The sequence below is a fragment of the Streptomyces thermoviolaceus genome (genome assembly GCF_045209695.1).
Taxonomy (GTDB): domain Bacteria; phylum Actinomycetota; class Actinomycetes; order Streptomycetales; family Streptomycetaceae; genus Streptomyces; species Streptomyces thermoviolaceus.
This window is the reverse complement of sequence record NZ_CP109280.1, coordinates 749,444-763,438: the sequence shown is the minus strand read 5'-3', so window position 1 is coordinate 763,438 and position 13,995 is coordinate 749,444. Positions and strand designations below refer to the sequence as shown.

Genomic DNA, 13,995 nt, shown 5'->3' with positions numbered 1-13,995 from the left:
CGAACCGTGAACCGCCCGATCCGACGCACGGCCACCCTGGCCGCCGCGGCGGCCCTGCTGCTCGGCGGTGCCGCACTCCCGGCCTCCGCGCACCCGGCGGACGGCAAGCGGGTGCTGGTGTTCTCCAAGACCGCCGGCTTCCGGCACGACTCGATCCCCGACGGCATCGCCGCGGTGAAAGAACTCGGTGACGCGGGCGGCTTCGCCGTCGACGCCACCGAGGACGCGAAGGCCTTCACCCCGGCGAACCTGCGCCGCTACCGGGCGGTGGTGTTCCTGTCCACCACGGGCGACGTCCTCGATGCCGCCCAACAGCGGGCCTTCGAGCAGTACATCCGGCACGGCGGCGGCTACGTCGGCGTCCACGCCGCCGCCGACACCGAGTACGACTGGGCGTTCTACGGCGGCCTCGTCGGCGCCTACTTCCAGTCCCACCCGCAGATCCAGCAGGCCCGCGTCGACATCGAGGACCGCGCCCACCCGGCCACCGCACACCTGGCGCCCACCTGGGACCGCACGGACGAGTGGTACGACTACCGCTCGAACCCGCGCACCCGCGCGCATGTGCTGGCCTCGCTGGACGAGTCCTCGTACACCGGCGGCACCATGAACGGCGACCACCCGATCGCCTGGTGCCAGGACTACCAGGGCGGCCGCTCCTTCTACACCGGGCTCGGCCACACCAAGGAGTCCTACGCCGACCCCGCCTTCCGGGCACACCTGCTCGGCGGCATCCGGTACGCCATCGGCGACGCGCAGGCGGACTGCCGCCCGGAGAACGGCTACCGCGCCCTCTTCGACGGCACCGCCGCCTCGCTGGCCGGCTGGCAGCAGGCGGGTCCCGGCTCCTTCACCCTCTCCGAGGACGGCACCCTCACCTCCGAGGGCGGCATGGGCCTGCTCTGGTACGCCGCCTCCGGATTCTCCTCCTACTCGCTCAAACTCGACTGGAAGACGGCCGGCGACGACAACTCGGGGGTGTTCGTGGGCTTCCCGCCCTCCGACGACCCGTGGTCGGCCGTCGACAACGGCTACGAGATCCAGATCGACGCCACCGACGTGCCCGAGAAGACCACGGGCTCCGTCTACGGTTTCCAGTCCGCCGACCTGCGCGAGCGCGACCGCGCGCTGAACCCGCCGGGGGAGTGGAACACCTTTGAGATCCGCGTGGAGGGCGAACGCCTGCGCGTGTGGCTCAACGGCGTCCTGATCAACGATTTCACCAACACCGATCCGGCCCGGAGCCTGACCGACGGCCACATCGGCATCCAGAACCACTCGGCCGACGACCAGGTCTCCTTCCGCAACGTCCGGATCAAGGAACTGCCCGCGACCGGCGCGTCGCAGGGCCGCTGAGCGACGGCGGGCGGGGGACGCCGGACCCCCGCCCGCCGTCACCCCTTCCCCTCCGACTTCCTCCGGTTTGCTCCGGGGCCCTCCGGCTCCTTCCGGGGGCTCTGCTCCGGCTCCGCGTCTGACAGGAGGCTGCCCATGTCCGCGTCCCTCCCACCCCGCGCTCCCGTCGGCGTCTGGCTGATCGGCGCACGCGGCTCCGTGGCCACGACCGTCGTCGCCGGGTGCGCCGCCCTCGCCGCCGGGCTGCACCCGCCCACGGGCATGCTCACCGAGACGTCCGCCTTCTCCGGCAGCGGGCTGCCCGCGCTGTCCTCGCTCGTCTTCGGCGGGCACGACACCGCACACTGTCCGCTGCCCAAACGCGCCGAGGAACTGACCGCCGCCGGTGTGCTCCCGCACGGTCTGACCACCGCCGTCGCCGCCGAACTCGCCGCCGCCGACCGGGAGATCAGGCCCGGCGGCCCCGTCGCCGGCGACCGCAGGGAACCCGAGGAGCTGATCGCCGCCTTCGCTGCCGACATCCAGGACTTCACCCGCCGCACCGGCGCCGCCCGCACCGTGGTGGTCAACGTCGCCTCCACGGAACCCGCACCCCAGGGCACCGACCTGCCCCCCAGCTCGCTGTACGCGGCGGCCGCCCTGCGCGCCGGCTGCCCCTACGTCAACTTCACCCCGTCCACCGGCCTGCACCACCCGGCGCTTGCCCCGCTCGCCACCGAGAGCGGCCTGCCGTACGCCGGCCGCGACGGCAAGACCGGGCAGACCCTGCTGCGCTCGGTGCTCGGCCCGATGTTCCGGCAGCGCGCCCTCGCCGTCCGTGCCTGGTCGGGCACCAACCTGCTGGGCGGCGGCGACGGAGCCGCCCTCGCCGACCCGGCCGCGGCCGCCGCCAAGAACGCCGGCAAGGAACGCGTGCTCACCGAGACCCTCGGCCACACCCCCGAGGGCGAGGTGCACATCGACGACGTCCCCGCGCTCGGCGAGTTCAAGACCGCCTGGGACCACATCGCCTTCGACGGCTTCCTCGGCACCCGCATGGTGCTGCAGACCATCTGGCAGGGCGTCGACTCCGCGCTCGCCGCACCCCTGGTGCTGGATCTGGTGCGGCTCACCGCCCGCGCCCACGAGGCCGGCCTGTCCGGCCCCCTCGGCGACCTGGGCTTCTACTTCAAGGACCCGATGGGCGACGGACCGGCGGACCTGACGGACCAGTACGCCGCGCTGCTCCGCCTCGCGGCCCGGCTGCGCACCGACGACGCACCGGCGGGGGAGGAGCGGTGATGCCGGCCGGCACACCGCACACCCGGCCCGCCGGCCCGCCCACCCACAGGCCGGCCGGACTCGGCGGCACCCTGCGCGCCTGGGCCGAACTGCTGCGACTGCCCGCGCTGTTCACCGTCCCCGGCGACGCCCTGTCCGGTGCCGCGGCCGCCCACGGCCGCCTCACCTCCCGCACCCTGCTCGCCGTGTGCTCCTCCGCCTGCCTGTACGAGGCGGGCATGGTCCTCAACGACTGGGCCGACCGCGCCGTGGACGCCGAGGAGCGCCCGCACCGCCCGCTGCCCTCCGGCCGTGTCCGTCCCGCCGCGGCCCTCACCGCGGCCGGTGCGCTCACCGCGACCGGTGTGGCCCTGGCCGGCCGCGCGGGCTGCCCCGCCGCGGCGGTCGCCGCCTCGCTCGCCGCCACCGTGTGGGCGTACGACCTGGCCCTGAAACACACGGCGGCCGGCCCCCTCGCCATGGCGGCGGCCCGCGGCCTCGACCTGCTGCTGGGCGCGGCCGCCACCACCGGCCGCGCCCGCACCGCCCTGCCCTCGGCCGCCCTCCTCGGCGCCCACACCCTGGCCGTCACGGCGGTCTCCCGCCACGAGACCACGGGCGGCTCCCCGGCCGCGCCCCTGGCGGCGCTGGCGGCCACCGGCGCCCTCGGCGGCCTGCTCACCCGCCACCCGCGCCCCGCACACCGCCGACCACCGGCCGCGCGGCGCGCCCTGCCGACCCTGCTGGCCGCCGCCTACACCGCCGCCTGGGCCCGGCCCTGCCTGCACGCCGCCCTCAACCCCTCCCCGCCGCTCACCCAGCGGGCCGTGGGCGGCGGCATCCGCGCCACCATCCCGTTGCAGGCCGCGCTGGCCGCCCGCGCCGGAGCCCCGGCCACCGCGGCGTTCACCGCGGCCCTGGCCCCGCTCGCCCGCCGGTTCGCGAGGAAGGTGAGTGTCACATGACCCCACCCGAGACGGGCGGCACGCCCCTGCGGTTCGGCTACGGCACCAACGGCCTGGCCGACCTCCGCCTGGACGACGCCCTCGCCCTGCTGGCCGACCTGGGCTACGACGGCGTGGGCCTGACGCTCGACCACATGCACCTGGACCCGCTCGCACCCCTCCTGGCGGCCCGGACCCGCCGGGTGGCGCACCGCCTCCAGGCCCTCGGACTCCAGGTGACGGTGGAGACAGGCGCCCGTTACGTGCTCGACCCGCGCCGCAAACACGGCCCCACCCTCCTGGACGCCGACCCCGACGACCGCGCCCGCCGCATCGACCTGCTGCTGCGGGCCGTGCAGGTGGCCGCCGACCTCGGAGCCCACGCCGTGCACTGCTTCAGCGGCGTCCTTGTGCCCGGCACCGACGAGGACACCGCCTGGAAGCGGCTGGCCGAGTCCCTGACCCCGGTCCTGGACGCCGCCGCGGCCGCGGGGGTGCCGTTGGCCGTGGAGCCCGAACCCGGGCACCTGCTGGCCACCCTGGACGACTTCGACCGGCTGCGCCGCACCCTGGGCGACCCGGACCACCTGGGCCTGACCCTGGACATCGGGCACTGCCAGTGCCTGGAGCCGCTCCCGCCCGCCGACTGCGTGCGCCGGGCCGCGCCCTGGCTGAAACATGTGCAGATCGAGGACATGCGCCGCGGCGTCCACGAGCACCTTCCGTTCGGGGAGGGCGAGATCGACTTCCCGCCCGTGCTGGAGGCCCTGGCCGAGGCCGGCTACCAGGGCCTGACCGTCGTGGAACTGCCCCGCCACTCCCACGCCGGCCCACGGTACGCGGCCGACTCCCTGCCCTTCCTGCGCGCCGCCGCACCGGGCACACCCACCCGCTCCGGCACCCCCGCACACCCGGCAGCCCCCGCACCCACCGGCCGCGCGGCGCCCCCGGCCGCGCCCGCACCCCCCACCGCGTCCGCCATCCGCGAACCCCGCGAAGGGAGCACGCGATGACCCACCCCCCGCACACCACCCCCGCCCCCTCCGGCACCGTCCCGCCGACCACCACGCCGGACGCGCTCGACGCGATCCGCACCCGACTGGAGGCGGACCTGGACGGCGCCGCCCGCGCCTGGCTGCACCAGGCCCTGCAGGAGGCCGCCGGCGACGACGGAACGGACCGGCCGATCCCGGTGTGGGAGCTGCGCCTGGCCGAGGCCGGCCGCCGCGTGGGCAGCCACCACGCCGACGCCGCCCGCGTCCTGATCCTGCACGCGGCCCGCGCCGGAACCGACGCCCTCACCCGCGTCTACCACCACGGCACCGCCGACGAACGCCGCGCCGTGCTGCACGCCCTGCCCCACCTGGTGACCGGCCCCGACGCCCTGCCGCTCGTCGAGGACGCCCTGCGCACCAACGACACCCGGCTGCTCGCCGCCGCCGTCGGCCCGTACGCCGCCCGGCACCTGCCCGCCCACGCCTGGCGGCATGCCGTGCTCAAGTGCCTGTTCACCGGGGTGCCCGTGGACACCGTGGCCGGCCTGGAGCACCGCGCCGCCGAAGACGCGGAACTCGCCCGCATGCTCGCCGACTACGCCGCCGAACGCACCGCGGCCGGCCGCAGTGTCCCGGAGGGCCTGCACCGCGTCCTGGCCCTGGCCACCGCCACCCCGCCGCACGGCACCGACCCCGTCCCCGGCACCGACCGCGCCCACGGCACCGACCCCGTCCCCGGCACCGACCGCGCCCACGGCACCCGTCCCCACGGCAAGGAGGCCTGATGCGCATCTTCGACCCCCACATCCACATGACGTCGCGGACCACCGACGACTACGAGGCCATGTACGCCGCCGGAGTGCGCGCCCTGGTCGAACCGGCGTTCTGGCTCGGCCAGCCCCGGACCTCGCCCGCCTCCTTCTACGACTACTTCGACTCCCTGCTGGGCTGGGAACCCTTCCGCGCCGCCCAGTACGGCATCGCCCACCACTGCACCCTCGCACTCAACCCCAAGGAGGCCAACGACCCGCGCTGCCGGCCCGTCCTCGACGAACTGCCCCGCTACCTGCTCAAGGACCGGGTCGTCGCGGTCGGCGAGATCGGCTACGACGCGATGACCCCCGCCGAGGACACGGCGCTCGCCGCCCAGCTGCAGCTCGCCGCCGACCACGGCCTGCCCGCGCTGGTGCACACCCCGCACCGCGACAAGCTCGCCGGACTGCGCCGCACCCTGGACGTGGTCCGCGAGTCCGCGCTGCCCGAGGACCGCGTCCTGGTCGACCACCTCAACGAGACCACCGTCAAGGAGGCCAAGGAGTTTGGCTGCTGGCTCGGTTTCTCCGTCTACCCCGACACCAAGATGGACGAGGCCCGCATGGTCGCCCTGCTGCGCACCTACGGGCCCGAGCGGGTGCTGGTGAACTCGGCCGCCGACTGGGGAAGGAGCGACCCGCTCAAGACCCGCAAGGTGGCCGACCTGATGCTGGCCGAGGGTTTCGACGAGGACACCGTCGACCTGGTGCTGTGGCGCAACCCGGTCGCCTTCTACGGCCTGAGCGGACGCCTGGACCTGAACGTCACCCCGCCGGGCGGCACGCACGAGGGCAACTCCGTGCTGCGCGGCGGGGAGTGAGCCATGCGGTTCAAACACCCCGACGGCTCGATCGTCCACCTCGCCTACTGCACCAACGTCCACCCCGCGGAGACCCTCGACGGCGTCCTCGCCCAGCTGCGCGACCACTGCGAGCCGGTCCGCCGCCGCCTGGGCCGCGACCGGCTCGGCATCGGCCTGTGGCTCGCCCGTGACGCCGCCCGCACCCTGGCCGCCGACCCGGCCGCGCTGCGCACTTTGCGCGCCGCACTCGACCGGCGCGGCCTGGAGGTCGTCACCCTCAACGGCTTCCCCTACCAGGGCTTCGGCGCCGGCGAGGTCAAGTACCGCGTCTACCGGCCCGACTGGGCCGACCCCGAACGCCTGGAACACACCACCTCCCTCGCCCGCGTCCTGGCCGGCCTGCTGCCCGACGACGTCAGCGACGGCACCGTCTCCACCCTGCCGCTGGCCTGGCGCACCGCGTACGACGACGACCGCGCCCGCACCGCGCACGCCGCGCTGCGCACCCTCGGCGAACGCCTCGACGCGCTGCAGGACCTCACCGGCCGCTCGGTGCGCATCGCCCTGGAACCCGAACCCGGCTGCGTGGTGGAGACCACCGGCGACGCCGTCGCCCCGCTCACCGCGATCGGCCACGACCGCATCGGGGTGTGCGTGGACACCTGCCACCTGGCGACCTCCTTCGAGGACCCGGACGCCGCGCTGGACACCCTCACCGACGCCGGGATCCCCGTCGTCAAGGCCCAGCTGTCGGCCGCCCTGCACGCCGAGCACCCCGACCGTCCCGAGGTCCGCGCGGCCCTCGCCGCCTTCGACGAACCCCGCTTCCTGCACCAGACCCGCACCCTCACCCCGGACGGCCTCGCCGGCACCGACGACCTCGGTCAGGCCCTCGCCGGCACCCGCCTGCCGGACACCGCACCGTGGCGCGCCCACTTCCACGTCCCCCTGCACGCCGACCCCGCCCAGCCTCTCACCTCCACCTTGCCCGTGCTGCGGGCCGCGCTGACCCGGCTGGTCGGCGGCGAACATCCGCTCACGCACCACCTGGAGGTGGAGACCTACACCTGGCAGGCCCTCCCGCCCGCGCTGCGGCCCCGCGGCCGCACCCAGCTCACCGAGGGCATCGCCGCCGAACTCATCCTTGCCCGCGACCTGTTGACCGGACTCGGCCTGAAGGAACTGCCATGAGCCCCACCCCGCTGCTCGTCCTCGACGTCGTCGGTCTCACCCCGCGGCTGCTGCGGCACATGCCCCACCTGTCCGCGCTCGCCGCGTCCGGCTCGCAGGCCCCGCTGGACCCCGTGCTCCCCGCGGTGACCTGCTCGGTGCAGTCCACCTTCCTCACCGGCACCACCCCCGCCGAACACGGCATCGTGGGCAACGGCTGGTACTTCCGCGACCTCGGCGAGGTGCTGCTGTGGCGGCAGCACAACCGGCTCGTCGCCGGCGACAAGATCTGGGACGCCGCCCGCCGCGCCCACCCCGGCTACACGGTCGCCAACATCTGCTGGTGGTACGCCATGGGCGCCGACACCGACTGGACCGTCACCCCCCGGCCCGTCTACCACGCCGACGGCCGCAAGGAACCCGACTGCTACACCCGGCCCCCCGCCCTGCACGACGAACTCACCTCGAAATTCGGGACGTTCCCGCTGTTCAGCTACTGGGGCCCGGGCGCCGGGATCGCCTCCTCGCAGTGGATCACCGACGCCACCCGCCATGTGCTCGCCACCCGCAACCCGGACCTCACCCTGGCCTACCTGCCCCACCTCGACTACGACCTGCAGCGCTACGGCCCCGACGACCCCCGCTCGCACCGCGCCGCCGCCGAACTGGACGCCGTCCTCGCCCCGCTGCTGGACGACGCCCGCGCCGAAGGCCGCACCGTCGTCGCCCTGTCGGAGTACGGCATCACCCGCGCCGAGCGGCCCGTCGACATCAACCGCGCCCTGCGCCGCGCCGGCCTGCTCCAGGTGCACACCCAGGACGGCATGGAATACCTGGACCCCACCACCTCGCGTGCCTTCGCCGTCGCCGACCACCAGATCGCCCACGTGTACGTGCGCCGCCCGCAGGACCTGGACGCCGCCCGGGACGCCCTCGACGGCCTGCCCGGCATCGACCGGCTCCTCGACGACACCGGCAAGAAGGCCCACCACCTCGACCACCCGCGCGCGGGCGACCTCGTGGCCGTCGCCGAACCCGATGCCTGGTTCACCTACTACTACTGGCTCGACGACGCCCGCGCCCCCGACTTCGCCCGCATGGTGGAGATCCACCGCAAACCCGGCTACGACCCGGCCGAGCTGTTCATGGACCCGCTCGACCCCTACGTCAAACTCCGCGCGGCCTCCGCCCTGGCCCGCAAGAAGCTCGGGCTGCGCTACCGCATGGCGGTCGTCCCGCTGGACCCGTCCCCCGTGCGCGGCAGCCACGGCCGGCTGCCCGCGAGCGACGACGACGGCCCGCTCCTCCTCAGCTCCACCCCCCACGCCGTCGGTGACCGGATCGCGGCCACCGATGTGAAGTCCCTGCTGCTCCGTCTCGCCGGTCTCGGCACACCCGACGCCACAACAGGAGAGAGGACACCGTGAACGACTTCCACGGCACCGACCACGACGAGCGGCTGCGCCGCAGCCTCGGCATCGACCGCCGCCGTTTCCTGAGCACCTGCACCGCGGCCGCCGCCGGTGCGATCGCCGCCCCTGTCTTCGGCGCGAGCCCCGTGCAGGCCGCACCCTCCTCCACCGGCCACGGCAAGGGGCAGACCCTCGTCCCCGCCGACAAACGCGGCATCATCCTCTACACCGTCCGCGACGCCACCGGACGCGACCCGCTGTCCACCCCTCTGCCCTCCGGTTTCCGCGCCGTGTTCGAGCAGCTGGCCCGGTTCGGCTACCGGCAGGTGGAGTTCGCCGGCTACGCCCAGCACCCCAACGCCCCCGGCGGCGCCGACCTGGAGAACGTCAAGGGAGCCAGGCTGCTGCGCCGCTGGCTGGACGACAACGGGCTGCGCGCCCAGGGCAACCACGGCTTCATCCCGCCGTCCTGGCCACTGTCCAGAGAGGACCTCGACACCTACAAGAGGCATCTGGAGATCGCGAACATCCTCGGCATGGACCACATGGGCACCGGCGCCGACCCCACCGACAGCCCCTACCGCAGCGACTGGGACGTGGCCGCCGACAAGTGGAACACCCTCGGTGAGATCGCCCGCCGTGCCGGCATCAAGCTGTACACCCACAACCACGACGCCGCGTACAGCTTCCTGCTCGACGGCGGCCCGCTGGACGACCAGGGGCGGCCCACCCGCAGCTCCGGCATCCGCCGACTGGAGTACTTCCTGACCGTCACCGACCCTCACCTGGTGTGGCTGGAGATGGACATCTACTGGGCGCACGTGGCCCAGTACAAGTTCCGCACCTACACCGCCCACGACGGCTCCGTGCGGGAGAACATCTTCGACCCGGCGGGCCTGGTCGCCCGCCACACCAAGCGCTACCCGCTCTTCCACGCCAAGGACGGCGTGGTCGACACCACCAACGGGCAGGGCTACGAGATGGTCCCGTTCGGCACCGGCGTGATCGACTACACCACGTTCTTCACCCGCGTCGGCCACCGCACCTACCACAATCCGATGGTCGAGCAGGACAACGCGCCCAGCAGCACCGACCCGGGCCAGTCACTGGAGTACGCGCGGATCGGCTACCGCAACCTGGCCGCCCTGCGCCGCCGCAAGTAGCGCAGGCAGCGCGCGCGTGAGGGGGCCCTGTCCGCACCCGCGGACAGGGCCCCCTCACATGGCACCGGTCGTCTCAGCCGGCCGTCGGCACACGCGCCGTGCTCGCGGGCACCTTCGCGTCGATCACATCCCGCGGTATCTCCAGGCACGAGGGCCCCGGCGCCCCGTGGTGGCACGCACGGAACGCCATCGACACCATGTCGGCCACCCGGGAGGTGACCGGAACCGTCGCCGCGAACTCGGTGATCGGCGTCATCATGTCCACGTGAGGCAGGTCCTGCAGCGACCCCATCTTGTGCCGGGTGTGCGCTCGACCGCCGATCAGCAGCATCGGCGACTCCGCCCGGAACGCGTTGGCCACACCGGCGACCGCGTCCGTGAACCCGGGACCGGCGGTGACCACCGCGCACCCGGACTTGCCGGTGATGCGCGCGTTTCCGTCGGCGGCATGCGCGGCGACCTGCTCGTGACGGACGTCGACCACCTCGATGTCCTCGTCGACGCAGCCGTCGTGGATGTCGACGATGTGGCCGCCGCACGACGTGTAGATGCGGTCGACCCCCTCGGCCTGGAGTGCCGTGGCCACCAGGTGGCCACCGGAGATCAGGTCCTCAGGTCCTGGGCGTCCTGGGCGTCGTCGGGCATGGCGAAGTCCCGTCCCTTCGTGATCGGTTCGCCGTGCGAGGGGTGGTGCCTGAGGCAGAACGCGGATGCATACAGTCGACGAACTGTATGGCGCCTGTGATCCCGCATCGCGTGAGTGGTGTCCAGGAGGCGTGTGGAATCTTCTACGTGCCCGTGGCCCGGGTTGGTGATGGCGCACGGATCCGGCCGAGCGCCTGTCGCGGAGACGACGTCGCGCCTGGGGGAGGCGTGACGGGGCCGGAGGAGGTCGCCCTCGCCGCGTACACCACGTGCCGACATGTGCGCCGAGCGTGACACCGCCCAGGGGGCGCCGCCGGTCGGCCGCCACCCCCCGGCGGAGACGGATACGCAGGTGAAAGGCACTGCGAAAGCTTGGTATGGTTGTCCCTGTCGCCGCGGGGAGCGCCCCGAAAGGCGACAGACCCAAGTCCGGGTGGCGGAATGGCAGACGCGCTAGCTTGAGGTGCTAGTGCCCGTATAGGGCGTGGGGGTTCAAGTCCCCCCTCGGACACTCGCCAGAACGACAAGCAATGAGGGCCTCGACCTGACGGTCGCGGTCCTCGTCGCGTTCTTGCGGCTGATGGTGATCCCCTGGGCTCAGCTGATAGTGATCCCCCGGGTCGCGGGGCCACGACACCGGCCACGGTGGAGGGCCTGCCGCACGCACTGCTCGCCGAGCATCCCCGACATCGTCCCGTCACCGCGGCGAAGGGGTACGCGGCTTGCGCCCCGTACCTGCCGGCACCTGATCATGCGCTCGCAACGCGCAGAAACGGCCGCCGCAGGACCCCGGCCGCCCTTCCTCGTGATGCGTTGCTTCCGACGTGCCGTACGGAGAGCGTCGCCGCCGTGACCAGGATTGTCGAAGTTCCGCGAAAGGGCTCGTGCGGCGACACGCACAGTGATAGGACTGCTACATGACGTCTAGTTATCGTACGAAGGACGGGCACACCGTGGGCGTCGGCAGCACCGTCTGGGGGGTCAACGGCGACGGTCCCTTCCTGCTCACGCAGCCCGGTTCCGCCCCGCCCGGATGGGTCTGCCTGGTGACCCTGGACGGCACGGACACGCGCCTGCACGCCCCGGAGGACATCACCCTCTACTACACACGGGACCCCCGGTAGCGGACCGGGAGACGTTCCGCCGGCGGACCGCGTGACGGCAGCGGCCCGCCGGCAGAACGTCCAGTACCTCTCGTCGCCGTCCAGGCGACGTACGACGGCCGCGCGTGCGGGGACCAGGGGGCGGACCGGACGCGCACCGGGGCGACCGGCTCGGTCCTTCCCCGGAACCGGCATCGCGTGCCGCCGCGCGGACGCCGGACACCGTCCGCGGACGTCCCGCCCGTAGGACGCACGCCTCGTCAGCAACGCCCACGCGTCCCGCCCCGCCCCGCTACCGAAAGGGCAGTCGACATGCCGGCCTCGTGCCCGGAACGTTCGCCCGGCAGGAACCAGGAACCACCACGGAGGCTGCCGTGACACCGTACGACGTCACCATGACGGTCTCGGAGCCGGCCGAGATCGGACCCCTGTCCCGCCACCTCGGCAGGCTCCCGGACCTCACCGTCCGCAGGCAGCGCTCCGCCGCGGCCGAGGGCCGCCTCGGTGTCGTCGAGACACTGCAGCTGTTCGTGCCCTCCGCCGCCGTGCTCACCGTGGCGATCCGGACGCTGCCGACGTTCGTCCGGTCCCGGCGGTCGTCCCTGAGCATCGAACTCACCCGCGGCGACCGGTCCGTGAAGATCGACCTGAACAATCACCCGGATCCGGAAAGGATCGCCGAGCTCGCGGAACGGCTGCTCGGCGATGACTGACCTGGCGAGCCGCGACTACTCCCGGTCGCGTGCGGTCCTCATGGGCACCTGGGAGTGCGAGGGATTCTCCAAGGCCCCCGCGGTCGAACGCAGCTTCACACGGATGCGGGACCTGCTCCTGGACCCGGTGTGCGGGCCGTGGCCCCGGGAGTCCGTCGTGGAGATCGCCAACCGTCCCACCCTCGGCACGACCTGCGTCGAGGTCACCGACGCACTGATGGCGGCCACGGACGTCGCGTTCTTCTACTACGTCGGACACGGCATCTACGACCACCGCGAGCGGCTCTGCCTCACCGTGGGCGACACCAAGATCGAGGCACCGTACCCCGCCATCACCGGGCTGCTGTTCGAGACGGTACGCGAGGCGTTCCACCACAGCCCGGCCACGGTCAAGATCGCGGTGCTCGACTGCTGCTACTCGGGCCTCGCCGCGAAGGAGTTCGGCCACCTCTCCGCCACCCGCCTGCCCCCGATCTCCGGTACGTACCTGCTGATGAGCAGCAGCGCCTTCGAGATGTCCTGGTACGAGCTGGAGGACACGGCCGCCGACGCGCAGACCTGCTTCACCAAGGCGTTCGTGGAGACCGTGCGCGAAGGGGTCGGCGGCGCACCGCCCGGCCTCACCCTCGACCACATCTACGGCGTGGTCGCCGACCGCCTCGTGGAGGACGGAAAACCGGAACCGCACCGCCGCATCGCGGATGACGCGGCGGCCTGGGTGTTCGCGCACAACAACGCCCCGGCCTCCCCGCCCGAACCCGGCACCGACCCCGACGCCATGTTCCGCGAGGCGTACCGGTGGGAGACCGAGGAGGGCATCGAGCGGCTGCATCTGATCGAGGCGAGGTACCGGGCGGCGGCCGAGGCAGGGCACACGCAGGCGATGAACCGGCTCGGGCAGATCGCCGAGGGCCGGGTCCAGGCGCGGATGCAGGGCATCGAGCCGGGGCCCGTCGACGGCCGGGCGCTCCTGCAGGCGACGTACTGGTACACGAAGGCCGCCGAGGCCGGGGATCCGGTCGGCCCGATGCATCTCGGGCAGCTCTACGAGGAGCAGTACAAGGACCTGGACAGGGCCCTGTACTGGTACGGCCTCGCCGCACAACGGAACAACTCCGCGGCGCACGAACGGCTGGCGGGGCTGGAACAGCGCATCCGCCTCGGCCTCGTCACGGACGGACGGCCCGGGGAGGACGAGCAGAAAGACGACCCTGGGGAGGAGGAGCCGCCCGACGCCGGGCAGCCCGTCGGCGGGCCGCAGCAGCCCGGACCGCGGCCCCCGGCCGGCTTCACCGTCGCCGATCTCACGGCCAGGCTGCTGTTCCACCAGTGGCTGGACCGGGAGTGGAACGGTGACCAGCAACTGGCCATCGCCCAGTGCCACAACGTCCTGATCACCGCCACCGGCGGCGACTACGGCGAGTGGTCGACCCTCAAGGAGGCCGACCAGCACGTCCTCATCACCGACTTCATGTACCGCAGGCCCCCCAGGGCATCCGTCACACTCGAGGCACGCCGCTACTACCAGGAGATCGGCCCGGGGAATCTCCGCGCCCACGCCGAGAAACTCCGCCGGGGCAAGCAGTGAACCGAACCGCAGCATCCGACAGCGTTAGGGG

General features: G+C 73.2%; 12 protein-coding genes, 1 tRNA gene and 1 pseudogene. 13 read left to right on the top strand and 1 reads right to left on the bottom strand.

Going from position 1 to position 13,995, the window contains the following annotated elements; translation table 11 throughout:
• Positions 1–6 precede the first annotated feature (6 nt).
• From OG899_RS03420 to OG899_RS03380, 9 genes are all read left to right on the top strand, one after another.
• Positions 7–1,356 (top strand): ThuA domain-containing protein, encoded by a 1,350-nt coding sequence (locus tag OG899_RS03420; protein WP_229814182.1) that lies wholly within the window; start codon positions 7–9, stop codon positions 1,354–1,356.
• A 135-nt stretch (positions 1,357–1,491) separates the two neighbouring features.
• On the top strand, positions 1,492–2,637 hold the full coding sequence (locus OG899_RS03415; protein ID WP_125498561.1) for an inositol-3-phosphate synthase: 1,146 nt from the start codon (positions 1,492–1,494) through the stop codon (positions 2,635–2,637).
• Positions 2,637–3,581 (top strand): SCO3242 family prenyltransferase, encoded by a 945-nt coding sequence (locus OG899_RS03410; RefSeq protein ID WP_168132317.1) that lies wholly within the window; start codon positions 2,637–2,639, stop codon positions 3,579–3,581. The genes OG899_RS03415 and OG899_RS03410 overlap by 1 nt, the downstream gene beginning before the upstream one ends.
• Complete coding sequence (locus OG899_RS03405) at positions 3,578–4,573, top strand: sugar phosphate isomerase/epimerase (RefSeq protein WP_168132316.1); 996 nt, start codon at positions 3,578–3,580, stop codon at positions 4,571–4,573. The genes OG899_RS03410 and OG899_RS03405 overlap by 4 nt, the downstream gene beginning before the upstream one ends.
• Entirely contained in the window at positions 4,570–5,340 is a 771-nt protein-coding gene (locus OG899_RS03400) for an EboA domain-containing protein (protein WP_168132315.1), read from the top strand. The genes OG899_RS03405 and OG899_RS03400 overlap by 4 nt, the downstream gene beginning before the upstream one ends.
• Positions 5,340–6,188: a TatD family hydrolase gene (locus OG899_RS03395; RefSeq protein ID WP_125500360.1), complete on the top strand. Its 849-nt coding sequence runs from the start codon at positions 5,340–5,342 to the stop codon at positions 6,186–6,188. The genes OG899_RS03400 and OG899_RS03395 overlap by 1 nt, the downstream gene beginning before the upstream one ends.
• A 3-nt stretch (positions 6,189–6,191) precedes the next feature.
• Entirely contained in the window at positions 6,192–7,361 is a 1,170-nt protein-coding gene (eboE, locus tag OG899_RS03390) for a metabolite traffic protein EboE (protein ID WP_168132314.1), read from the top strand.
• Complete coding sequence (locus tag OG899_RS03385; protein WP_125500358.1) at positions 7,358–8,767, top strand: nucleotide pyrophosphatase/phosphodiesterase family protein; 1,410 nt, start codon at positions 7,358–7,360, stop codon at positions 8,765–8,767. Before eboE ends, OG899_RS03385 begins: the two co-directional genes overlap by 4 nt.
• Positions 8,764–9,915, top strand: coding sequence for a sugar phosphate isomerase/epimerase (locus OG899_RS03380; RefSeq protein ID WP_125500357.1), 1,152 nt, complete (start codon positions 8,764–8,766; stop codon positions 9,913–9,915). Before OG899_RS03385 ends, OG899_RS03380 begins: the two co-directional genes overlap by 4 nt.
• A gap of 76 nt (positions 9,916–9,991) precedes the next feature.
• On the opposite strand, the pseudogene OG899_RS03375 reads toward OG899_RS03380, so the two are convergent.
• A pseudogene (locus tag OG899_RS03375) lies at positions 9,992–10,522 on the bottom strand (thiamine pyrophosphate-binding protein); the annotation flags it as partial.
• 465 nt (positions 10,523–10,987) lie between these two features.
• Between OG899_RS03375 and OG899_RS03370 the strand changes: the two are divergent.
• The 4 genes from OG899_RS03370 (at position 10,988) to OG899_RS03355 (ending at position 13,964) form a co-directional block, all read left to right on the top strand.
• Positions 10,988–11,071: transfer RNA gene (locus OG899_RS03370), tRNA-Leu, on the top strand.
• Between the two features lie 406 nt (positions 11,072–11,477).
• Entirely contained in the window at positions 11,478–11,684 is a 207-nt protein-coding gene (locus OG899_RS03365) for a hypothetical protein (RefSeq protein ID WP_125500356.1), read from the top strand.
• Between the two features lie 353 nt (positions 11,685–12,037).
• Positions 12,038–12,376 carry an effector-associated constant component EACC1 gene (locus OG899_RS03360; protein ID WP_229814180.1) on the top strand — a complete coding sequence of 113 codons (339 nt, stop codon included), beginning with the start codon at positions 12,038–12,040 and terminating at the stop codon, positions 12,374–12,376.
• On the top strand, positions 12,369–13,964 hold the full coding sequence (locus OG899_RS03355) for a caspase, EACC1-associated type (protein ID WP_168132313.1): 1,596 nt from the start codon (positions 12,369–12,371) through the stop codon (positions 13,962–13,964). Before OG899_RS03360 ends, OG899_RS03355 begins: the two co-directional genes overlap by 8 nt.
• Positions 13,965–13,995 lie beyond the last annotated feature (31 nt).

What these genes read in the sequence shown, in the direction of transcription:
- OG899_RS03415 (WP_125498561.1), top strand. Translation starts at nt 1,492, where the DNA reads ATGTCCGCGTCCCTCCCACCCCGCGCTCCCGTCGGCGTCTGGCTGATC.
- OG899_RS03410 (WP_168132317.1), top strand. Translation starts at nt 2,637, where the DNA reads ATGCCGGCCGGCACACCGCACACCCGGCCCGCCGGCCCGCCCACCCAC.
- OG899_RS03405 (WP_168132316.1), top strand. Translation starts at nt 3,578, where the DNA reads ATGACCCCACCCGAGACGGGCGGCACGCCCCTGCGGTTCGGCTACGGC.
- OG899_RS03400 (WP_168132315.1), top strand. Translation starts at nt 4,570, where the DNA reads ATGACCCACCCCCCGCACACCACCCCCGCCCCCTCCGGCACCGTCCCG.
- OG899_RS03395 (WP_125500360.1), top strand. Translation starts at nt 5,340, where the DNA reads ATGCGCATCTTCGACCCCCACATCCACATGACGTCGCGGACCACCGAC.
- eboE (WP_168132314.1), top strand. Translation starts at nt 6,192, where the DNA reads ATGCGGTTCAAACACCCCGACGGCTCGATCGTCCACCTCGCCTACTGC.
- OG899_RS03385 (WP_125500358.1), top strand. Translation starts at nt 7,358, where the DNA reads ATGAGCCCCACCCCGCTGCTCGTCCTCGACGTCGTCGGTCTCACCCCG.
- OG899_RS03365 (WP_125500356.1), top strand. Translation starts at nt 11,478, where the DNA reads ATGACGTCTAGTTATCGTACGAAGGACGGGCACACCGTGGGCGTCGGC.
- OG899_RS03355 (WP_168132313.1), top strand. Translation starts at nt 12,369, where the DNA reads ATGACTGACCTGGCGAGCCGCGACTACTCCCGGTCGCGTGCGGTCCTC.